The 21201-nt window shown below is 64.7% G+C and carries 25 protein-coding genes; 9 read left to right on the top strand and 16 right to left on the bottom strand.

The window, feature by feature from the left end; genetic code table 11:
• The first annotated feature begins 3 nt into the window (after positions 1 to 3).
• From WS70_RS28095 to WS70_RS28055, 8 genes are all read left to right on the top strand, one after another.
• Positions 4 to 852 (top strand): DNA-methyltransferase, encoded by an 849-nt coding sequence (locus tag WS70_RS28095; protein WP_059472833.1) that lies wholly within the window; start codon positions 4 to 6, stop codon positions 850 to 852.
• Positions 853 to 1293: 441 nt separating this feature from the next.
• Positions 1294 to 2109, top strand: a complete 816-nt coding sequence (trpA, locus tag WS70_RS28090; RefSeq protein ID WP_059598222.1) for a tryptophan synthase subunit alpha — start codon at positions 1294 to 1296, stop codon at positions 2107 to 2109.
• Positions 2110 to 2192: 83 nt separating this feature from the next.
• A complete protein-coding gene (gene accD / locus WS70_RS28085; protein ID WP_059472835.1) occupies positions 2193 to 3065 on the top strand; it encodes an acetyl-CoA carboxylase, carboxyltransferase subunit beta in 873 nt (290 codons plus the stop codon).
• Positions 3066 to 3163: 98 nt separating this feature from the next.
• Positions 3164 to 4477, top strand: a complete 1314-nt coding sequence (gene folC, locus WS70_RS28080; RefSeq protein WP_059472935.1) for a bifunctional tetrahydrofolate synthase/dihydrofolate synthase — start codon at positions 3164 to 3166, stop codon at positions 4475 to 4477.
• A 29-nt stretch (positions 4478 to 4506) separates the two neighbouring features.
• On the top strand, positions 4507 to 5319 hold the full coding sequence (locus tag WS70_RS28075; RefSeq protein WP_059472836.1) for an SPOR domain-containing protein: 813 nt from the start codon (positions 4507 to 4509) through the stop codon (positions 5317 to 5319).
• A gap of 6 nt (positions 5320 to 5325) precedes the next feature.
• Positions 5326 to 5820, top strand: a complete 495-nt coding sequence (locus tag WS70_RS28070) for a CvpA family protein (protein ID WP_010109891.1) — start codon at positions 5326 to 5328, stop codon at positions 5818 to 5820.
• 51 nt (positions 5821 to 5871) lie between these two features.
• Positions 5872 to 7407, top strand: a complete 1536-nt coding sequence (gene purF / locus WS70_RS28065) for an amidophosphoribosyltransferase (protein ID WP_059472837.1) — start codon at positions 5872 to 5874, stop codon at positions 7405 to 7407.
• Between the two features lie 176 nt (positions 7408 to 7583).
• Positions 7584 to 8855: an O-succinylhomoserine sulfhydrylase gene (locus WS70_RS28055; RefSeq protein WP_197419294.1), complete on the top strand. Its 1272-nt coding sequence runs from the start codon at positions 7584 to 7586 to the stop codon at positions 8853 to 8855.
• Between the two features lie 180 nt (positions 8856 to 9035).
• Here the strand turns inward: WS70_RS28055 and WS70_RS28050 are convergent, their stop codons facing one another.
• The 14 genes from WS70_RS28050 to WS70_RS27990 all read right to left on the bottom strand — a co-directional run bounded on the left by WS70_RS28050 (position 9036) and on the right by WS70_RS27990 (position 20448).
• A complete protein-coding gene (locus WS70_RS28050; protein ID WP_059598223.1) occupies positions 9036 to 9650 on the bottom strand; it encodes a formyltransferase family protein in 615 nt (204 codons plus the stop codon).
• Positions 9641 to 10768, bottom strand: coding sequence for a hypothetical protein (locus WS70_RS28045; RefSeq protein WP_059598224.1), 1128 nt, complete (start codon positions 10766 to 10768; stop codon positions 9641 to 9643). The genes WS70_RS28050 and WS70_RS28045 overlap by 10 nt, the downstream gene beginning before the upstream one ends.
• Positions 10765 to 10929 (bottom strand): hypothetical protein, encoded by a 165-nt coding sequence (locus WS70_RS32575; RefSeq protein WP_203236010.1) that lies wholly within the window; start codon positions 10927 to 10929, stop codon positions 10765 to 10767. Before WS70_RS32575 ends, WS70_RS28045 begins: the two co-directional genes overlap by 4 nt.
• Entirely contained in the window at positions 10886 to 11134 is a 249-nt protein-coding gene (locus WS70_RS28040; RefSeq protein ID WP_082722416.1) for a Com family DNA-binding transcriptional regulator, read from the bottom strand. Before WS70_RS28040 ends, WS70_RS32575 begins: the two co-directional genes overlap by 44 nt.
• Before the next feature lie 137 nt (positions 11135 to 11271).
• On the bottom strand, positions 11272 to 11727 hold the full coding sequence (locus WS70_RS28035) for a tail fiber assembly protein (RefSeq protein WP_059598225.1): 456 nt from the start codon (positions 11725 to 11727) through the stop codon (positions 11272 to 11274).
• Between the two features lie 4 nt (positions 11728 to 11731).
• A complete protein-coding gene (locus WS70_RS33295; protein ID WP_059598226.1) occupies positions 11732 to 12814 on the bottom strand; it encodes a gp53-like domain-containing protein in 1083 nt (360 codons plus the stop codon).
• Positions 12814 to 13395 carry a phage tail protein I gene (locus WS70_RS28025; protein WP_059598227.1) on the bottom strand — a complete coding sequence of 194 codons (582 nt, stop codon included), beginning with the start codon at positions 13393 to 13395 and terminating at the stop codon, positions 12814 to 12816. The genes WS70_RS33295 and WS70_RS28025 overlap by 1 nt, the downstream gene beginning before the upstream one ends.
• Positions 13388 to 14539: a baseplate assembly protein gene (locus WS70_RS28020; protein ID WP_059598228.1), complete on the bottom strand. Its 1152-nt coding sequence runs from the start codon at positions 14537 to 14539 to the stop codon at positions 13388 to 13390. The genes WS70_RS28025 and WS70_RS28020 overlap by 8 nt, the downstream gene beginning before the upstream one ends.
• Positions 14536 to 14889, bottom strand: a complete 354-nt coding sequence (locus tag WS70_RS28015; RefSeq protein ID WP_059598229.1) for a GPW/gp25 family protein — start codon at positions 14887 to 14889, stop codon at positions 14536 to 14538. The genes WS70_RS28020 and WS70_RS28015 overlap by 4 nt, the downstream gene beginning before the upstream one ends.
• A gap of 53 nt (positions 14890 to 14942) precedes the next feature.
• On the bottom strand, positions 14943 to 15545 hold the full coding sequence (locus WS70_RS28010) for a phage baseplate assembly protein V (protein WP_059598230.1): 603 nt from the start codon (positions 15543 to 15545) through the stop codon (positions 14943 to 14945).
• Positions 15542 to 16747, bottom strand: a complete 1206-nt coding sequence (locus WS70_RS28005) for a contractile injection system protein, VgrG/Pvc8 family (protein WP_059598231.1) — start codon at positions 16745 to 16747, stop codon at positions 15542 to 15544. Before WS70_RS28005 ends, WS70_RS28010 begins: the two co-directional genes overlap by 4 nt.
• Complete coding sequence (locus WS70_RS28000) at positions 16735 to 16944, bottom strand: tail protein X (RefSeq protein WP_059598232.1); 210 nt, start codon at positions 16942 to 16944, stop codon at positions 16735 to 16737. Before WS70_RS28000 ends, WS70_RS28005 begins: the two co-directional genes overlap by 13 nt.
• On the bottom strand, positions 16944 to 17834 hold the full coding sequence (locus tag WS70_RS27995) for a phage tail protein (protein ID WP_059598233.1): 891 nt from the start codon (positions 17832 to 17834) through the stop codon (positions 16944 to 16946). Before WS70_RS27995 ends, WS70_RS28000 begins: the two co-directional genes overlap by 1 nt.
• 1 nt (position 17835) lies before the next feature.
• A complete protein-coding gene (locus WS70_RS27990) occupies positions 17836 to 20448 on the bottom strand; it encodes a phage tail tape measure protein (protein ID WP_059598234.1) in 2613 nt (870 codons plus the stop codon).
• A gap of 29 nt (positions 20449 to 20477) precedes the next feature.
• Between WS70_RS27990 and WS70_RS27985 the strand changes: the two genes are divergently transcribed.
• Entirely contained in the window at positions 20478 to 20720 is a 243-nt protein-coding gene (locus WS70_RS27985; RefSeq protein ID WP_059598235.1) for a hypothetical protein, read from the top strand.
• Between the two features lie 2 nt (positions 20721 to 20722).
• Here the strand turns inward: WS70_RS27985 and WS70_RS33485 are convergent, their stop codons facing one another.
• Positions 20723 to 20848, bottom strand: a complete 126-nt coding sequence (locus tag WS70_RS33485) for a hypothetical protein (protein ID WP_257791896.1) — start codon at positions 20846 to 20848, stop codon at positions 20723 to 20725.
• Positions 20849 to 20852: 4 nt separating this feature from the next.
• On the bottom strand, positions 20853 to 21182 hold the full coding sequence (locus WS70_RS27975; protein WP_059598276.1) for a phage tail assembly protein: 330 nt from the start codon (positions 21180 to 21182) through the stop codon (positions 20853 to 20855).
• Between the last annotated feature and the right edge of the window lie 19 nt (positions 21183 to 21201).

The following is a 21201-nucleotide window of genomic DNA, read 5'->3' as shown; positions in this document are numbered from 1 at the left end:
CCGATGCGCGACCTGATCGAAGAGCCGGGGGGCGGCGCGGCGAGCGAAGCGGAAGCGGTTCCGGCCGCGTCCGCCGCCTGCGCGCTGCCCGCCGGCATCGAATTGCACAACCGCGATTTCCTGACCGAAGCCGCGAGCCTGCCGGATGCGTCGATCGACCTGATCGTCGCCGATCCACCATACGGGCTCGGCAAGGACTACGGCAACGACTCGGACAAGCGCTCGGGCGACGAGCATCTCGCGTGGACGCGCGAATGGCTCGATCTCGCGATTCCGAAGCTCAAGCCCAGCGGCTCGATGTACGTGTTCTGCACATGGCAGTACGCGCCCGAGATCTTCAGCTTCCTGAAGACGAAGCTCACGATGGTCAACGAGATCATCTGGGACCGGCGCGTGCCGAGCATGGGCGGCACGACGCGCCGCTTCACGTCGGTGCACGACAACATAGGCTTTTTCGCGGTGTCGAAAGGCTATTACTTCGATCTCGATCCGGTCCGCATCCCGTACGACGCCGATACGAAGAAAGCGCGCTCGCGCAAGCTGTTCGAAGGCAGCAAGTGGCTGGAGATGGGCTACAACCCGAAGGACGTCTGGTCCGTGTCGCGCCTGCACCGCCAGCATGCGGAGCGGGTCGACCATCCGACCCAGAAGCCGCTCGAGATCGTCGAGCGGATGGTGCTCGCGAGTTGCCCGCCTGGCGGCCGCGTGCTCGATCCGTTCATGGGCAGCGGCACGACCGCGGTGGCCTGCGCGCGGCAGCGGCGCGACTTCGTCGGCTACGAGATCAACGAAAGCTATTGCGCGATCGCGCGAGAGCGCGTGACGGCGCTGGTGGCGCCGACCGGCGCTTGAGTAGCGCGGCGTGCGCGATAGCGAACGTTGTGTTGCATGGGACCGGAGTAGGCGCTGAAGCGCTCACTCCGGATCGACAGCTTTGCATGGGACCGGAGTAAGCGCTAAAGCGCTAACTCCGGATCGACAGCTTTGCATGGGACCGGAGTAAGCGCCGAAGCGCTCACTCCGGATCGACAGCTTTGCATGGGACCGGAGTAAGCGCTAAAGCGCTCACTCCGGATCGACAGCTTTGCATGGGACCGGAGTAAGCGCTAAAGCGCTAACTCCGGATCGACAGCTTTGCATGGGACCGGAGTAAGCGCCGAAGCGCTCACTCCGGATCGACAGCTTTGCATGGGACCGGAGTAAGCGCTAAAGCGCTAACTCCGGATCGACAGCTTTGCATGGGACCGGAGTAAGCGCTAAAGCGCTAACTCCGGATCGACATAGGAAACAGTCATGTCCCGTATTCAGAATACGTTTGCCGCACTCGCCGCCCAAGGGCGCAAAGGGCTCGTCCCGTTCATCACCGCGGGCGATCCCGATCCGGCGAGGACAGTCGAGCTGATGCACGCGCTCGCCGAAGGCGGCGCAGACGTCATCGAGCTCGGCGTGCCGTTCTCCGATCCGATGGCGGACGGTCCCGTGATCCAGCGCTCGTCCGAGCGCGCGCTCGAGAAGGGCGTGACGCTCCATAGCGTGCTCGACGACGTGAAGCGCTTCCGCGAGCGCGACGCGAAGACGCCCGTCGTGCTGATGGGCTACGCGAACCCGATCGAGCGGATGGGCGAGGATGCGTTCGCGGCAGCCGCGCGCGCCGCGGGCGTCGACGGCGTGCTCGTCGTCGACTACCCGCCCGAGGAAGCGCACGATTTTGCCGCGAAGATGCGCGCGGCGGGCATCGATCCGATCTTCCTGCTCGCGCCGACGTCGACCGACGACCGGATCGCCGCAGTCGCCCACGTGGCGAGCGGCTACGTCTACTATGTATCGCTCAAGGGCGTGACCGGCGCGGGAAATCTGGATGTTTCGAGCATTGCAGGTAAAATCCCCGCCATCAAGGCGCGTGTGCCGCTCCCCGTCGGGGTCGGTTTCGGCATCCGCGACGCCGCGACGGCGCGCGCGGTGGCCGAGGTGGCGGACGCCGTCGTGATCGGCAGCCGCCTCGTGCAATTGCTCGAGCAGGCCGCGCCGGAAAGCGCCGCCGCCGAGCTCAAGGGGTTCGTCGCCGAGCTGCGCGCCGCGATCGACGGCGCACGCAAGCCGGCCGCGTAAGCGACGCGCGAGAAGTCAACACATAGCTGACGGCGGGCCCGGGTGCAGACTGCCCGGCCCGCCACCGAACAGGAAACCATACGATGAGCTGGCTCGACAAACTGTTGCCGCCGAAGATCAAGCAGACCGATCCGAAAAGCCGCAAGGGGATTCCCGAGGGCCTGTGGGTCAAGTGCCCGTCGTGCGAAGCGGTGCTGTACCGCAACGACGTCGACGCGAATCAGCACGTGTGCCCGAAGTGCGATCACCACATGCGGATCGGCGCGCGCGAGCGCCTCGACGCACTGCTCGATTCGGAAGGCCGCTACGAGATCGGACAGGAGATCGTCCCGGTCGATTCGCTGAAGTTCAAGGACAGCCGCAAGTATCCGGATCGTCTGAAGGAAGCGATGGAGGAGACGGGCGAAACCGACGCGATGGTCGTGATGGGCGGCGCGATCCGCACGCTGCCCGTCGTCGCCGCGTGCTTCGAGTTCTCGTTCATGGGCGGCTCGATGGGCTCGGTCGTCGGCGAGCGCTTCGCGCGCGGCGCGCAGAACGCGCTCGAGCAGCAGGTGCCGTTCATCTGCTTCACCGCCTCGGGCGGCGCGCGGATGCAGGAAAGCCTGCTGTCGCTGATGCAGATGGCGAAGACCACCGCGATGCTGACGAAGCTCTCCGAGGCGAAGCTGCCGTTCATCTCGGTGCTGACCGATCCGACGATGGGCGGCGTGTCGGCGAGCTTCGCGTTCCTCGGCGACGTCGTGATCGCCGAGCCGAAGGCGCTGATCGGCTTCGCCGGCCCGCGCGTGATCGAGCAGACGGTCCGCGAGAAGCTGCCGGAAGGCTTCCAGCGCGCCGAGTTCCTGCTGACGACGGGCGCGATCGACATGATCGTCGACCGCCGCAAGATGCGCGACGAGATCGCGCAGCTGCTCGCGCTGCTGCAGCGCCAGCCGGCCGACGCGCTGGCTTGACGGCCACGCGGGTGATTGCACGACCGCGCGTCGCTCGGCTTGCGCCGAGCGGCGCGTTTGTTTTTTCGGCGTATTCGCTTTGATTCGCTTTGAATTCGATGAGCACTTTTCCCACTCTCGACGCGTGGCTCTCGCACCTCGAAAGCGCGCATCCCGTCGGCATCGACATGGGCCTGACCCGCATCGGCAAGGTGAAGAACGCGCTGAAGCTCCAGTTCGCGTGCCCGGTGATCACGGTCGGCGGCACGAACGGCAAGGGCTCGACCTGCGCGTTCCTCGAGACGATTCTCGTGCGCGCGGGCTATAAGGTCGGCTGCCACACGTCGCCGCACCTGCTGCGCTTCAACGAGCGTGCGCGCGTCGATGGGCGGATCGTCGAAGACGACGAGCTGCTGCCGCACTTCGAGGCGGTCGAGGCGGCGCGCACGAGCCTGCCGGAACCGGTGTCGCTCACGTACTTCGAGTTCACGACGCTCGCGATCATGCACCTGTTCGCGTCGCGCGGGCTCGACGCGGTGATCCTCGAAGTGGGGCTCGGCGGCCGGCTCGACGCGGTCAACGTGATCGATACCGATTGCGCGATCGTGACGAGCATCGACGTCGACCACATCGAATATCTCGGCGACACCCGCGAGAAGATCGCGTTCGAGAAGGCGGGCATCTTCCGTCCGGGCAAGCCCGCGATCTGCGGCGACCCGACGCCGCCGCAGACACTCATCGATCACGCGGCTGCGATCGGCGCGGATCTGTGGCTCGTCGGGCGCGACTTCCGCTTCGCGACGCAGCCGGGCAGCGAGCGCCAGCAGTGGGCCTACGTCGGCCGCGACAAGCGCTATCCGGCGCTCGCGTATCCGGCGCTGCGCGGCGCGAACCAGTTGCTCAACGCGTCGGCCGCGCTCGCCGCACTCGAGGCGCTGCGCGAGAAGCTGCCCGTGTCCGCGCAGGACATCCGGCTCGGGCTTGCGAACGTCGAACTGCCGGGGCGCTTCCAGGTGCTGCCCGGCAAGCCGCTCGTGCTGCTCGACGTCGCGCACAACCCGCACGCGGCCGCGGTGCTCGCACAGAATCTCGACGGCATGGGCTACTACCCGTACACGTACGCGGTGTTCGGCGCGATGGCCGACAAGGATCTCGCCGGGATCGTCGAGCGGCTGAAGGGCTCGATCGACCACTGGCATCTGACCGATCTGCCGCTGCCGCGCGCGGCGTCGGCCGAGGTGCTCGAGCGCGTGCTGCGCGGCGCGGGCGTCGAAAATGGCGCGCAACATAGCGTCGCGCGTCACGCGACGCCGGCCGATGCGTTCCTCGATGCGCTAAAAAGCGCATCCGACAATGATAGAATCGTGGTTTTCGGTAGCTTCTACACGGTAGCGGGGGTGATGCCCGTCGTGGACCGCCGCCATGACCACTGACTGACGAGTAGCTTCGGGTTCAGCCATACATGGGAATTTTTTCGTTCGGCAAGAAAGATGACGACGCGCCGCAAAGGCGCGGGTCGCGGTCCGGCGCCCGGACCGTGCGCACCGAACGCGTGGAGCGCCGGTCGCGCCGCACCGAGCGGCCCGACACCGACGCACTGCTGCTCGATCCGACCCTTCCTGAAAAACAACGCGCGCGTCGGCGCCTCGTCGGCGCGATCGCGCTCGTCGTCGCCGCGGTGATCGTGCTGCCGATGGTGCTCGATTCGCATCCGAAGCCCGTCACCGACGACGTCGCGATCGACATCCCGAGCCGTCCGTCGCACCAGGCGGCCGCCGCGAACGACGAAGACGCATCGGACGTCCAGGCGGGCGTCGCGCACGACGAGCCGCCCGCGTCCGGGGCTGTCGCGGCGGCGAGCGTCGCGCCGGCGCCCGCTGCGGCCGCGAAGTCGGGCGTTCAGGAAGCCAGGAAGACCCAAACCGCCGCCGCGAAGGCGCCGAGCGCCGCGCAGAAGCCGGCCGCGATGCCGCCGCAGGACACTGCCGCGGCTCCTCGCACGCCGGCCGCGACGGCATCGGCCGACGGCGATGCATCGTCGCCCGCATCGCCGCCCGGTGCGCGCTTTGCGCTGCAGCTCGGCTCGTTCCGCGACGACTCGACCGCCCGCACCTGGGCGACGAAGTTGAAAGCGGCGGGGGTGCCCGCCTATGTCGAGCATCGCAAGCAGGCCGACGGCAGTACGGCTACACTGTTGCGCGCGGGGCCGTTCGCCGATCGCGCGGCCGCGTCCGCCGCGATCGCGAAGGTGCGCGAAGCGGGCCTCGCGCAGTAACGGGCGATGCTGACCGCTTTCGACTACGCCGTCCTGCTGGTGATCGGTCTGTCGGCGTTGCGCGGCGCGTGGCGCGGCTTCGTCGGCGAGATCTTCGGCCTGATCGGCTGGATCGCCGCATTTTTGATCGCGTGCCGTTTCGTCGGCGTCGTGCTGCCTTACATTCCGGCGACCTGGCCGGGCGGCGCGCTGACCCAATGGGTGATCGCGTTTGCGTTGATCGTCATCGGCGTCGTGCTCGTCGCGGGCGTCGCGAACGCGCTGTTGTCGCGGATCGCGCAGGCGACGGGCCTGGGCGGCGTCGACCGGTCGCTCGGCATGATGTTCGGCCTCGTGCGCGGCGTGCTGCTCGTGGTGCTGCTCGTCGCCGCGGCCGGCCTGACCGAGCTGCCGAAACAGGATTTCTGGCGCGACGCGTTGCTGCGTCCGTTCGCCGAACAGGGCGTGCGCGAGCTGAAGCCGCTCTTGCCCGACGGGCTCGCCGCGTACATTCACGTCTGATCGCGCGAGCGCACCGACCGAACCGTTTTTTGTATCGTTGAAGGACATGCCATGTGCGGCATCGTAGGCGTTATCTCCCAGTCTCCGGTCAACCAGCTCGTCTATGACAGCTTGCTGCTGTTGCAGCATCGCGGTCAGGATGCAGCGGGCATCGCGACGGCGGACGGCAGCAATTTCCACATGTACAAGGCGAACGGCATGGTGCGCGACGTGTTCCGCACGCGCAACATGCGCAGCCTGCCCGGCACGTCCGGGATCGGCCAGGTCCGCTACCCGACGGCGGGCTCCGCGTCGAGCGAAGCCGAAGCGCAACCGTTCTACGTGAACGCGCCGTTCGGCATCATCCTCGCGCACAACGGCAACCTGACGAACTGGCAGCAGTTGAAGGACGAGATGTTCCGGATCGACCGCCGCCACATCAACACGAACTCCGACAGCGAAGTGCTGCTGAACGTGCTTGCGCACGAGCTGCAGTTGTCGACGACGGGCCTCGAGCTCGATCCGGATTCGCTGTTCAGGGCGGTCGCGGGCGTGCATCGCCGCGCGCACGGCTCGTACGCGATCGTGTCGCTGATCGCGGGCCACGGCCTCCTCGCGTTCCGCGATCCGTTCGGCATCCGCCCGCTTTGCCTCGGCAAGCTCGAAACCGATCACGGCACCGAATGGATGGTCGCGTCGGAGTCGGTCGCGGTCGAAGGCATCGGCTTCGAGTTCGTCCGCGACGTGCAGCCGGGCGAGGCGATCTTCATCGACGTCGACGGCAAGTTCCACAGCCGCCAGTGCGCGGACAAGCCGAGCCTGAATCCGTGCATGTTCGAGTACGTGTACCTCGCGCGTCCGGATTCGTGCCTCGACGGCGTGCCCGTCTACAACGTCCGTCTGCGGATGGGCGATTACCTCGCCGAGAAGATCAAGCGCGAGCTGCCGAACGTGCCGATCGACGTCGTGATGCCGATTCCCGATTCGTCGCGTCCGGCTGCGATGCAGGTCGCGGCGAAGCTCGGCGTCGAGTATCGCGAAGGCTTCTTCAAGAACCGCTACGTCGGCCGCACGTTCATCATGCCGGGCCAGGCGGTGCGCAAGAAGTCGGTGCGCCAGAAGCTCAACGCGATGAGCATCGAGTTCAAGGACAAGCACGTGCTGATCGTCGACGATTCGATCGTGCGCGGTACGACGTCGCACGAAATCGTGCAGATGGCGCGCGACGCGGGCGCGAAGTCGGTGATCTTCGCGTCGGCGGCGCCGCCCGTGAAATTCCCGAACGTCTACGGGATCGACATGCCGACGCGCGGCGAGCTCGTCGCGCACGGCCGCACCGACGAGGAAGTCGCGAAGATCATCGGCGCCGATTACCTGATCTATCAGGATGTCGACGATCTGCGCCGCGCGGTGCGCGACATCAACCCGTCGCTCGAGCGCTTCGAGGCGTCGTGCTTCGACGGCGACTATATTACGGGCGACGTCACGCCCGAGTATCTCGACGCGATCGAGCGCGCGCGTCTCGCGCCCGCGTCGCAGGCGGATCGCGATCCGAGCGGCGAAGGCGCCGCGCGCTCGCAGATGAACCTGCAGCTATCGGTCGAGTGAGCGCCGCGCGCACGCGACCGAAAAGGCGTGATACGATGGCGCCTTGCGTCGATTTGATTTCAGCTTGCGGACGCGGGGCAACCCGAAACAGCTAAAGCGAAGGCCGGCGAGGAGCGCCACGCCGGCCCGAGTCGATAGCTGTTCGTACCGCACACTAAGCCCGCTGATGCCGACGCATGAGCGGGCTTTTTGTTGGTCTGCGCATTCGCCGCGCGGCGCGCATGGCGGCGATGCGCTTGAAAACGGATGAACGGAACATGGACGACTCTCTCAACTTCGACACGCTCGCCGTCCGCTCGGGCACGCTGCGCAGCGAATTCAACGAGCATTCGGAAGCGATCTTCCTGACGTCGAGCTTCTGCTATGCGAGCGCGGCCGAGGCGGCCGAGCGCTTCAAGCATTCGGAAGACTATTACACATACTCGCGCTTCACGAACCCGACCGTCACGATGTTTCAGGATCGCCTCGCGGCGCTCGAAGGCGGCGAGGCGTGCATCGCGACCGCGTCCGGGATGGCGGCGATCATGTCGGTCGTGATGGCCGCGCTGCAGGCGGGCGACCACCTCGTCAGCTCGCGCAGCCTGTTCGGCTCGACGCTCGGCATGTTCGGGCAGATCTTCGCGAAGTTCGGCATCACGACGACGTTCGTCGATCCGGCCGATCTCGACGCGTGGCGCGCCGCCGTGCGTCCCGAGACGAAGATGTTCTTCCTCGAGACGCCGTCGAATCCGATGACCGAGCTCGCCGACATCGAGGCGATCGGCAAGATCGCGAAGGAAGCGAACGCGCTCTTTGTCGTCGACAACTGTTTCTGCAGCCCGGTGCTGCAGCAGCCGCTCAAGCTCGGCGCGGACGTCGTGATGCACTCGGCGACCAAGTTCCTCGACGGCCAGGGCCGCGTGCTGGGCGGCGCGCTCGTTGGCTCGAAGGCGTTCATCATGGAGAAGGTGTTCCCGTTCGTGCGCACTGCGGGGCCGACGCTTTCCGCGTTCAACGCATGGGTGCTGCTGAAAGGGATGGAGACGCTGTCGTTGCGCGTGAACCGGCAGTCGGAGAACGCGCTCGAGATCGCCCGCTGGCTCGAAGCGCATCCGGCCGTCAAGCGCGTGTTCTATCCGGGGCTCGAATCGCATCCGCAATACGCGCTCGCGAAGCGTCAGCAGAAGTCGGGCGGCTCGGTCGTGTCGTTCGAGTTGACGGGCGACACGCCGGAACAGCAGCGCGCGAACGCATGGCGCGTGATCGACGGCACGAAGATCGTGTCGATCACCGCGAACCTCGGCGACACGCGCACGACGATCACGCATCCGGCGACGACGACGCACAGCCGGATCGCGCCGGAAGCGCGCGAGGCGGCGGGAATCACCGAAGGGCTGATCCGGCTCGCCGTCGGGCTCGAGGATCCGGCGGACATCCGCGGCGATCTCGCGCGCGGCCTCGCCGGCTGACGCGGCCGGTTTCGACGCGGCTCGACTCGGCGCATCGTGCTTGATGCGCATCGTGCCGAGCCGCGCGGCACCGCGTGAAGCGCGGCGCGATATTTGAACGCGATCACGCGCGATAAATTGGGATGGGCAGAGTTTGCACATGCCGCAAACGAATTGCAAACCGCCCATGCAATCGCCCGGTTACGCCGCCGCGGCCAGCGACTTCGAATGAAACGCCGGCTCCCACGTGGCCAGCGCGGAGTCTTGCGCAAGCTGCCGGCACTCGCCTTCTTCAATCATCGCCAGCGCAGCCGCAAACAGGCGCAGTCCCATTGGGCCTAGCTCCCGGCGCCAGAGCGACGCCGGCGTATCCTCCGGCCGGATATGGCACCAATCCTGTAACGCGATCGGACCGGTGTCTGCTCCATCGTCGAGCCAGTAGAGCGTGCCGCCCGTTATAGGCTCCCGCATGTGAATAGCCCAGCGCACGGCGTCCCGCCCTCGATGGCGCGGCAGCAGCGACGGGTGGTATCCCAGAACGCCAAGCCGCGCCCGCTCGCGAGCGGCGCGCGGGATGAACGCATGGGCGTGGGCGGCAAGAATGAGGTCCACGCCGTCCGGAACAGCGTCCGCGTCGAGCCGACGGCCGACGACGAGCGCCGGCACCCCGAGCTGCTGCGCGGCCGCATACAGGCGGTCGTAGTCCTCGCCAACCGCACCCGGCGCGGCGACGGCAGCTACATCGTGCCCGGCGCTCGCGCACTGCCGGAGCAGCTCAGCGCCGAGCCATTTCTGGCCGACGATCATCAAGCGCATGCCGCCTCCTCGCCAAGGAAACGGAATCCTTGAACCGCCCGGAAATGACCGCCGTAGCCGCCGGTCGCCTTTCCCTCAGCGCCGGCGCGCGCGCGACTGGCCGCCAGCGATTCAACTGAACGCTGCCGGCTCTCGCCAACCAAGCCGCCGGAAACCTGAGTCCAGCGTCGATCGCGGCGCAGCGCGGCCGCAAGTCCCGGATGACTCGTATGGAAAAGCGTCCGCATCGGTCTGCCGTACCGGTTGCGGCCGCGATTCCAGGCGTCGCAAACCACGTTCAGAAACCGCATGCCCACGCCCGCGCCTTGCCACTCAGGCATCACGACGAGGCGGCATGCGCGGGCCTCAATGAGACCTGGACGTGTGCTGACGGCGAGGTGCGCAACAGGCGCGCCGTCGATCCATCCGACGTAATTGGTCGCCGCGATCATCCGGGGCAGCTTCAGATAGTGATGCGGCTCAAACAGAGGCCAGTATTGCCAGTCGGTTTGCCGGACGTCCAACTCGATGGGCGGCCGGCGCCGAAGATGCCCCCGTTCAAACGAGCCGGATGCGGTGTCGAAAACCCAATCCGGCTGGACCCAATCAAGGATGTCGTAGTGACAGGACAGGAGCACGACGCGGCCGCCTGTGCGCCTCCATGCCTTCGAGAAGGCGCCGGCGCCGATTCGCGCGATCTGCCGATCCACTACAGACGAGAATTCGTCGATGACAGCCAGTTGCGGCGCTTCACATACGAGCCGAGCCAAGGTCGCTCGGAACTGCTCGCCGTTGGAAAGCACGGAAAATGGCCGGAGCCATGTTGGCACGCTACCGAGACCCACGGCGGACAAGGCCGCCGTCACCGCGTCGAAGGAGCCCTTGGGCGCGATCGCGTCGATGATCGGTTTGCGCGCCGGCCATGCGGGTGCGTACAACGGCCCGATCGCCTTTCCGAGGCTGGTCTTCCCTGAGCCGGACGGCCCGACGATAACGCCGATTTGCCAGTCCTGGTCGTCGATCGGCAGATCCGCCTCGAGATCGAAGCGCCGGCCATCGTCGACGTTGAACAGAGATTTAACGCGCGCTGCGCGATACGACGTCGAGTCGGCGCAGCGGTGGTGTACGGCCAGCTTCATACGCACACCACCTTCAGCTTGTAACCCTGCTTGCGCAGAGCCTGATAGGCCGCCTGCTGTTCAGCTTCATCCCGACAGACGACGACAACGCCGTACCGCGGCTTGTATTTGTACCCGTTACGACCCGGCTGTTTGACCGGGAGAGGCATTTTCGCGCCCATTACAAAATTCCATGTGTCTGGGCGCTCGGTGGCGCGCTGGTTCGAGGCTCGCGGCCTTCAGATGATTGATCGCCCCGCAACGGGGGCACTTGATGCTCAGCTCGATGTACCGGCCCGAGGCCAGCTTGCGGCGGCACTGGCCACAACGGATATCGAGTGCGCCGGCCGCCAATTGCGGCGTGGGCGCGCGCTGACTGTTTGCCATATGTGAAAGCCCTTTCCGTAGGATAGAATGGCGCCCGCCTTCCGGAAGGTGGCGGGGCCTTGGCCAATTCACTGGCTACAGCAGTGATGCGGTGGCCGCCGCGGGTGCTCCAACACCCACGGCGGTCGCTCTGTCTTTTACGAAGAAGCCATCCCGTGCTCGTACACGAACGGCGGGGGCGACGGAAGTGTTACGTCGGGCCAGTTCGGCATTGAACTGCATTCCCGCAGCGACTGCCGATAGCCGAGCAACATCACGAACTGGTCGGCCGACAGCGTCGTCCCGTTGCCAAGCAACTTTTCGTCTTGGTGTCGAGCAACGAGCCAGTCGGTCGCGCCGAGAGCCGAGTCGCGCTCTGCGCGCTTGGCGCTTGCGATCTCTGCTCGCGTTGGCGGCAGCGGATCGAGCGCAACAGGTTTCCCGGCACTGTCGACAACGATGCGCTTGCCGGCCGCCTGCGCATTCACGAGAGCCACCCATTCCTCATCAGTCAAGTTGATCACCGACGCCCCCTGCGGCGCCGGGCTGTCAACCGTATCGTAGAAGGCAACGATGTTGCCTTTCGCGTCGTATGCTGCTTGTTTTTGGCCCATGATTTCAGTTTCCGATTGCCACGTATTGAACAGCCCCGGCCATTCGCACAGCGCTACCACCGCTCATCTGCCAGTTATTGAAGAGCGCCCCGGTTCTGCTGCTGTTGTATTGCGTCACCATTGAATAGCCATTGTTATTTGGCGTGGATATCACACTTAAACAGGTACTCGGGAACGCGATCGGCCAAGCGACACTCGTATCTCCGGACGCACTGCTGGTAAAAGCCCCCCACTGGATAATCAAACCGCTCGGCAGCTTTTGATAGCCGTTTAGCGCGATGGACGAGCCGAACGAAGCAGACCACTGAATCGTCCCAGTTCCGCCAGTCGCATATACATAACTTCCAGCACTCCCGACGATCCGAATGGAGTCGCCGGACTGAAGGGTAACGGACGCTATGGCAACGCCAGCGCTACTAATGATCTTGTCGGAGCCACCAGCCACTTGAATCAAGAGCGTTCCGCTGCCCCCGTTCAAAATTTCGTATTCAGCGCCATTCGGGATTGTCGCGGCGGTGGGAAGGGTCCATACGCCGCCCGACGCGCTGTAATATTGCAGCGTCTGTCCGCATTGAGCGAGAGTGAGCGTCTGATTCGTATTTGTCGAGCTGATCGCCTGACGGTTGCCGAGCGCACGCTGCGCAAACGCCGTCGTCGCCAGCTTCGTGCTGTTGTCGAACTGAGGAGGTGTTACCCCTTTCGCAACGCTGGTGAAAACCGGCGAATCGATTGGCGCCTTCAATGCCAGCGCATTCGTCATCGTCGTTGCGAAATTCGGATCCTTCCCGAGCGCCTGGGCGATCTCATTCAGCGTATCGAGCGTCCCCGGAGCCTGACCGACCAGATTGCCAAGTTCCTGGACGAGGTCTGCTTTGGTCGCGTACTGCGGATGCGGATCACCCGCGGCAATGTGGCTCGCGAGACCGGACTGAGACTGTTCGACATGCTGCTTCAGATAGCGCGTGCGGCCGCCAAGCTGCTTCGCCTGCTTGTTCGAAACGCCATCCGGACCGCCTTCGACGGGATCAGACGTTTCGATTTGGTAAAGGTCTTCCTCCCATTGGGAAGACTCGACGAGTTTGTCCATTAACTGCTCCCGTGGTTGTACTGTGCGTCGTAGTGGGCGGCGCCGTTGTAACGCACCGGCACGCCCCGGTATTCGAGGCTGGCCAGCACGCAGCGCGCCGGCGCGAACGCGGCCAACGTCGCGCGCAGCAGCGCCGCCTGATCATTGGTGATTGCCCGATCGAGTAGGATGACCCGGTAGACCGCCCACAAACCCGAATCTCCGTGCACCATCCAGCCGTTGTAACGGCGCTTACCGTCGTAGAACACGCGCGCGATGCCCTCGACGAGCTCGACTTCGCCGAAGCCCAGACGGCGGATGACTTCGCGGACTGCCCACGGCGTGCCCTTGTAGCGATGAAGCTCGATCGCACCTTTGATCAGCGCGCGCTTGGCTTCGTCCGACTCGGCGAGGTTCCATCCGTCCTCACCCATGACGGAAAACTGGTCGGCCAGAAACGGCAAAGCGGACGCGTCAACACCGTCGATCAGATAGACCAGGAGCGGAGAGAGGTCAACGTTGTCGAGTCGTTCGACCAACTGCGCGAGTGCTTTGAAGCGCGCATCTTTCGCCAGAGCGGGCGGTAACAGCAAATCAGCCATTTGCTACTCCGATCGGCACAACGCTCACGCCCGTACACCGCGCCCATTCATTTCCGGCAAGCACGCGCAGCTCGAGGCCGAGAAGGTCCACGTCGTACACGCCTTGAACCTGGACGGCGCGGCTGAGTTGGCGCGGGACGATGTCGCGCCCCAGGCCGGCGGCACGATCGGCGCGGTAGGTTTTCGCGGCGGCGCGCGCCTGCGTGATCGTCGTGTCGGCGTCGGCGTCCTTGTATAGCGTGAGTCGCACGTCGATCGCATAATCGACCGGCGTCGGCGATCGGACGTCGACGTAGTCGGTCAGCGGGCGCTTGCGCTCGTCGTCGAGGTTGTCTCGCACGAGCTGGAGAATCGCGTCGCTCGGTAGTCCCGTGTCGACGAGCGGATAGACCTGCACGCAGCCGGGCGGCACTCCGTTGACCGAAACCAGCCGACCATCTCGCATTTCCATTTCCGGCTGGATGATGCCGACGTCGATGATCGATTGATGTGCACTTTTTGCGTGGAACACGTAGGCGAGCCGCGAGCCCGCCGTGCTGAATGCCTCTGGCGCCAGTTTGATGCGCTCACGCAGGCGGTCGGTGTCCTCCTCTTCATACCCGTCCGCGCTGATTTTGGTGTTGGCCACGATTACGTCGACGTCGCCCAAGTCGTCGACGAGCGAGCCGAGCTGGCCCGGCTGCCAGCCATTCCCGATCGAACCAGCCGTTTCGCAGGTCGCGGCCGCGTCGATCGTCAACTGGCCTGCAACGAGCGTCACGTCGACGTCGGTCGCAAAGGAGACGGCACCGTCGCTCGTTTCTACGCGTGTGCCGGCAGCGATCAGCAGGTTCGACGGCAACGCCGCGTCGGTCGAGAAGCGGAGCGTCGTCTTCGCGGGCTGCGCGGGCAGCCGAGTCACACCGACGAGCTCGCCAAGGTAATCGATCATGGGAGCCCGAGCGAACGCGACGAGGTTCTGTTTCGCGGCTTCCTGGACGCCGACACGAACGAGGGTTTCGCGATAGGCAACGATGTCGATGAGGACACGCTCGACTTGCGCGGGATACAGCGTCTTCCCCGTGCGCGCCTCGTAGTCGGCCACAATCTCCGCCGTAATGACCTCGGGGTCGCGGGCAATGAAATCCGGTTCGTCGAGCGTCATCGCGGCACCTCCGTCTCGCGAATGACGCCGTCGGCAAGCCGCCACTGCACGCGGATCGTTTCGCGCGATTCTGCAATAGACGGAATGACGCGTACGACCTCGCAACGCGGTTCCCAGCGCCGGATCGCGTCGACCGACTCACGCACGATATGCGGTGTGGCGCGGTCGATCGGCATGTCGAGGTACAGATAGAGCTTTGAACCGAAATCGGGGCGATGCGGGTCGCTACCCTGTGGCGTTCCCAGAATCAGGCTGATCGCCTGATTGATGTCGTCCAAGCCCTCAACCACGCCGTCGCGGTTAAGGGCCGGTTGCCAGTGAACGGAGGTGATTTCTGAGAGCTGGGTCATGCAGCAATGTTGCCGCGCGACCGCGCGAAGGGATATTAAAGCCGGCTAAAAGCTCAGTGGCTGTGGTGATTCGAGTTACCGCCGGCGTCCATGATCGTGCCCGATGCGTCGACGTTGCCGTTGATCTTCATGTCGCCCGTCAGCACCGCGCCGTCGCCGCCCGAGCCGGCCATGCCGCCCCGATAGGTCAGCTTGCCCTTCACCGTGACGTTACGGGTGAACTCGGCCTCCGGCGTGTCGACAGTTACCTTCTCGCCCGCGCGCAGCACAATTTCCGTCTTCGAATCCACGATCACCGTCTGCATGCCAGAGCACGTCAGCGTGTGGGTTGCACGATCGTATTCAAGCACCGCGCCATCCTTGAAGCGCACGATGAACTTGTTCGGATCGGTCACCGGCGGTCTGTCGGCATCGGAGTAGATGGCGCCCAGAATGACGCCGTCCTCGCAGCGGCTGTCCAGCAGCACAGCGACCTGTTCGCCGTCATCGTAGGTCCAGCAAGCCTGATCGGCCAAGGTCTTCGGATACGCGATCGGCAACCACATGGTTCGCATGTTGCCGAGGTCGGTCAGCCGCACGCGCGCGAAGCCGGGCTTCGAAGCGCTGACCGTACCGAACTTGATCGTTGCACCGAACTCGTCGAGGGTATCGTTCATTTCTTCTTGCCTTTCGCCGCAACGGGCGTAGATCCCACGACACCGACGTCGCCCTTCGCCGTGACGCCGTAGACCTGCAGCCCCTTGGTGGGTTTCTTCGCGGCGCCGCCGCCTTTGCCGGCCTGGACCGCGATCGCCGAGCGCTTCAGCTCAACTTCCGTTTGGTAGCCACCGCCGCGATTGAGACGATGCCGTGCCGACTCGATCAGATACTTGCCGGACAGCTTGCCAAGCTCGCGCAGCTCGATCGATGCACCCGCGGCCAGCTTCGTATCGCCGATCATCTCGACCGTTCCGCCAGTCTGCTTGAGGTTCGCATGGTCAAGTGCCGCACGGGCCTTCGTCTGCAGCGTTGCCTTCGAGCCGGCCCGAGTCGACAGCCGCAACGTGTCGCCGCTCGTCGCCTGACCGGAAGACTTACGCTTGCCGGCCGCCACCTCGGACTGACCGACGACGCCCACGGAATCACCGGCCACACCGTAGACGACGAGCTTCTTCGTCTTCAGGTTGTGATAGCCGACCTTGGCCTGTGCGTAGACGTCCTTGATCTTGTCGCGCAGGCGGACCGATTTGAGGTCTTCGCGCTTGAACTGCAGCACAGCGTCCGATCCTCTCAGGTCCGCGAGTTCGCTGAAGATGAGCTTGCTGCCCGAAATCTTGAACGCATACCCGTACTCGCGCGCGAGCCGCGTCAGGAACGCCACATCCTGTTCCTGATACTGCGTAACCCGGTCGATGCGGATATCCCGAATGCGACCGGTGAGCGTCAGGTGATTTCGTTTTGCGACGCGCGCCGCGATCGTAGCCAACGTCGTGTGCTCGTACGCCTTGGCTTTGCGGCTCCGGACCGACGCTTTCACGCCGGTGCCGAGCCCGTGAATCGTGACTGTCGAGGGCGGTTCGTCAAAGCCGATCTCGTCGATCTCGAAGCGCCCACACGCGAGCAGCGGCGCACCTGTATAGCCGATCTTCAGCGTCAGTGCGTCGCCTTTGCCCGGATACCATGCGTCCAGCCAGCGGCCGTCCGTGTCCTCGAGCACGACCTCGATCTCGTCGGACTGCCCGGACAGGAAATCGGTGTACGACACCGACACCACGTAGGGCGCGATGTCGTTGGTAATGTTTTTTTGCTCGTAGACGAGCGTAAAAACTGGCTCGGGAACGTCGGCAACCGACGTCGGGGTATCGACTACCGCATCCACGGCGGAAGCTCCTCATCAAGTACGTCGTCGGCGGCAACGACCGGAATCGACAGCGCAATGCCGCTCGCGAGAAGCGGCGTGATCGGCACGCTCGGGTTCGCGGCAATGATCCTCTCGTAGGCAAACGGGTCGCCGTAATAGCGGTAGGCGATTTGGTCCCACCGCTCGCCGTCGGTTGTGATGTGGGTCAAAAACATTAAATCCTCCGCGTCGCAACTTTCGCGGCCAGTTTGCTGAGGCTGGGCGCGGCCGAACTCAGCGCGCCGGTCGCCGTCGTGAGCTGCCCGGCCGCATGGTCGATCGCGCCCGTAATCGTGCCGATCGTTGCATTCGCCAAAGGGCCTTCCGCCGATCGAACAGCGTCCAGTGCGGTATTGCTGGCTCGCAGAATGCCGGCCGCTTCGGGAATTTGGTCCGTCAGCGATGCCAGCGCCGGTGATAGATTCGCCAACGGATCGGCGGCTTGCTTGATGTTGGTCAGCACGCTTGAGGAGCGGCTCAACGCGGAGAGCGGATCGTCCTTCAGCTTCTGGACGGCCTTGACCGCATCGACGGCCGCGCGCATCGCGGACTGCGCTTGATTCGCCCAGGTCACGGCTTGCTGGACCGTGCCGCGTGCTGTGGAAACTGCCGACGCGACGCTGGAAACTGCCTGTGCGGCCGCCGGAGGCACCTTGGGCTGCACGGCTGGCGGCTTGAGCGGGTTCTTCTTGTCGCCGACGAACTCGCGCAGCGTAATGTTCGCCTCGAGTGACAGCACCGTCCCTGACGTATCGGTCTGTTTGCTGGTCGCTTGAACCTCGGTCAGCACGAACCAGCCTTTGTAATCGCCATTGCCGAACACAAGCGCCATGGCCTGTTTCGCGCTCACGGCCGCACGCAGCTTCGCCAGCTCGGCCTCCGGGTCGCAGTACCAGTAGTGAAACGACAGGGCAATCCGGATGTCATCGAGCTTGTCACCCATGCGCTGCAGCCGCGGCTTGCCCTGCAGGAGCGCGTGCTCGGCATAGTCCGCGCCGAAGGTCGCGTCGAAACCGTCGAAGTAGCCAATCAGGTCGAACTCGATATCGCCAAGAATTGCGAACACGTCAGCCCCCGTACGAGCGGCGCGCGCGTTGCGCGAGCAGGTTATCGAGCATCCGCTCCAGTTCGCGCAACGACAGGCCGAGCCCTTGGTTCACCTGGTCCCTGACGCCTTCGGGCGAACCGCCCTGAACCGTGATCGTCGGCGAGAAGTGAACCGTGATCCCAGCGCCGGCTACCGAAGCGCCCGCCGGCGTGCCACCACGGGCCGCATTGATACGCTGTATGGACGCTGCGGCCGCGGCTTGCGTTGCCATCCCGGCGGCCGCGCGCGCGGCGATTGCGGACGATCGTCCGATGCCGATCGCGGCGCCCTGTGCAATGTTGTCGCCGTACCCCATGAACACGCGGGACGGAGACTTGATGCCGAGCGTATTGGCGAACCACGCTTTCACGTTGCTTCCGAATTCCACCAGCGTGTCTTTCGCGCTCGTGAAGCGATTACGGATACCGTTGACCAGGCCGTCGATCAGGTGCGAGCCGAATTCGGCGAAGGTTTTCGGGAGCCCGACGCCAAACCAGCGAAGTACGCCCGAGAACGCGCGGTAGAACAGGCCGAGCGGCGACCAGTTGATAATCAGCCGCATGACGCTGCCAATTCCGCCGCTAAACGCACTGCGGATCGAGTTCCAGATACCACCGAAGAATTGCTTGATTGGCGTCCAGTAGCGATAGATGAGGTAAGCGCCGACGGCGATCGCCGTAATGGCGATGCCGATCGGATTGAGCATCAGCGCGCGTCCGAGCCAGAGCACCGTGCGGCCGACGAGCATCAGGCCATTGACCAACTGCCCGCCGAGAATGCGACCGAGCAGCATCCCGCCCTGGATGAGCAGGCGCAGCGGCCCGATGATCGTCATCAGCATGCCCTGACCGAACGGGAGTAGCGCGCGGCCAACCACGAGCGCACCACGGCCCAATCCCATAAACAGGCTCCCAGCGCGCCCGATTCCGGCCGCCAGCTTGCCGGCCGTTCCTGCACCCATCCCGAAAATCTGAAACACGGTGGAAAGGCGCGAACCGCCGCCGATCCAGAGCGCCCGAAACAGCGTCCACTTCGCCCCGACGGTCGTCAGCGCCGTGCTGACCATGTTCAGCGGCGACTTGACGAAGAAATTTAGGCCCCAGCCGGCCGCGAGCGTTGCGACCTTCATACCGATAACCGCCGTTGCGAAACCGACCAAGCCGCGGATCAGGCCGGGATGGCCGGCCGCGAACTGTGCGGTGCGCTGGATCAGCGGCGTGACCGTGTTCATCAGGTCCGTGAGCGACGGCAACAGCGCACGGCCGACCGTGATACCGAGATCCACAATCTGAGTCTGAAAGCGGCCCCATGCGACGGTCGCCAGTTCCGCGCGGCGCGCGTAGTCCTGGTCGATCGTGTTCAGCGCCTGCTTGCTGCCCATATCCTTCTTGTTCTGCTGGTATTTGTCCCAGCCTTGGCGCATCGCGAGCAGGTGATTGATGGTCTGGATGTCCTGGAACACCTCGTTCAGGCCGAAGCTCTCCATTAGCTTGCGCTGCGCTTCCTCATCGCCCTTGGCGCCGGCGGCCTTCCATTGCTTCATGAAGACGTCGCCGCGCGATGCGATGAACTTCTGCGCGATCTGCAGCGAACCCTCGTAGCTGGAGTAACCGCCGGCGACCAGATTGGACATCGACTTCTGGTAGTCGACGCCGGCCTTCTTGTACGCGTCGATGGTCGCTTTCGCGTTCATGTGCGACAGCCAGTTGCGCAGGTTCGTCACAGCCTCGTCGCCGCTGCCGGCGCCTTCGCGGCCGACTTCGAGGCTCGCAATAATCTGCGTCAACGCGTCTTGTCCCTTGATGCCCTTGGCGGCGAACGCCGCGGTCATTTCAGGCAGGGCCTTGGCCATATCCTTCAGCTCGAACCGGCCGAGCTTGCCGCCATACGCGGCGCGGTTGAACGCTTCTTTCAGCGACGCGTCGCCCTTGATCCCAAGCGTCTCGGAGAACGAATAGACCATACCTGCGAGGTCTTTCATGTCGGCGTTCGTCGCTGTCGCCACTTGACCGAGGAGGCTGGATTTCTGGCCGGCTTCCTTGGCGTCCATCCCGGCGGCAACTAGCGTGCCGACACCTTCCAGAATGGAGTTGTGGCCCTGACTCGTCGCAAGAGCCGCCCGACGCATCGTTTCGCCGATACGGAACTCCTCATCGCGCGTCAGGTTGCCGGTAATCGCGATATCGCGCAGCCCGGCCTCGAAGCTGGCTGCTTGCTTCACAGAGCCAATGACGGGCGCGGCCGTCGCAACGGCGGTCGCATAGGTGCCGAGCATGTCCGCACCAAGCCCCTGGCGTTGCTCGCGCAGCGCGGCGCCGCGTGCCAGCCGGGTCGCAAGGGCCGCTTGCTTCGCCTGGACCAGATCGATGGTCCGGCCCAGGCGGTCGTACTGGCCGCGCAGCTCGGCGACGTTGCGCATCGGATGCGCGACCGCCCGCGCCATTGCGTCCCCGAGGCGGGTATGCTTCGCACGCAGCTCGTCGGCGACACGTCCGAGCCCGTTCAGCGTTGTGCGCGTGCCGGACAGCGCGGCACCGAAACTACCGAGTAGTGTCGCGCCGATCTTTACGCCGATATAGAATTCGCTTGCCATATCCTTACCGGAAAATTACGAGGCCACCCATGAACATCCAGTCCATCGCCGAAGGCATTACCTACGCCGTGATTGCAATTGCGGGCGTCGCGCTCGCGGTCTGGCTGTTCATCGAACTGCCCTGGTGGTCCGTGCCGATCGTTTTCGGCATCGTCGCGTTTTTTGCTTTCGCCTTTCTCGGGCCGGTCGTGGTGGCCGGCTCGTACCTCATCGCTGCGGCGATCAAGGCCGTCGTGTGGCTGTGCGGCCGGCTTGGCCGCCGGTCCGCCTGACCTCAAGATCCCTTCGAAGTGTCGACGCGTCGCTTGATTTCCCGCTCCGCGGCGTCGATCCAGTGCCAGTAGTCGTCCATGTCCAGGTCAGCGATTTCGGACGGCTGAATCTTCAGCACCAGTAGCAATACCTCATCCAGCGGTCGCAGCGCCGAGTCCAGCGTCTGCGTTTCCTTGCTCCGCGGCTGGTCGCTGGGCGCCCGCATTTCCGGCGGTATCCCGTCCCTCAACCATGCTGCGAAAGGAATCCATGAGCCGCTTCGAGTCGGCGAGGTCGAGTTCGCCGATGTCTTCGACGGTGAGATTGGTCAGCGTGGCGAGCAGGAAGTCTTCCTGTTCGCCGGGGTCTTCGCTGTACTTGGCCGCGAGAGCCATTTCTTTACGTTTGCCGCGGCGCAACGTCAGTTCCGTGAGCGTCTGGCCGGTAGCGAGTTTGACGGGGAATTTGAGGGGGATTTTCACGATGTGCTCCGTAGAGGTA

Origin of the sequence: Burkholderia mayonis, from assembly GCF_001523745.2 — a bacterium.
Taxonomy (GTDB): Bacteria; Pseudomonadota; Gammaproteobacteria; order Burkholderiales; family Burkholderiaceae; genus Burkholderia; species Burkholderia mayonis.
This window is presented reverse-complemented; position numbering and strand designations above follow the sequence as displayed.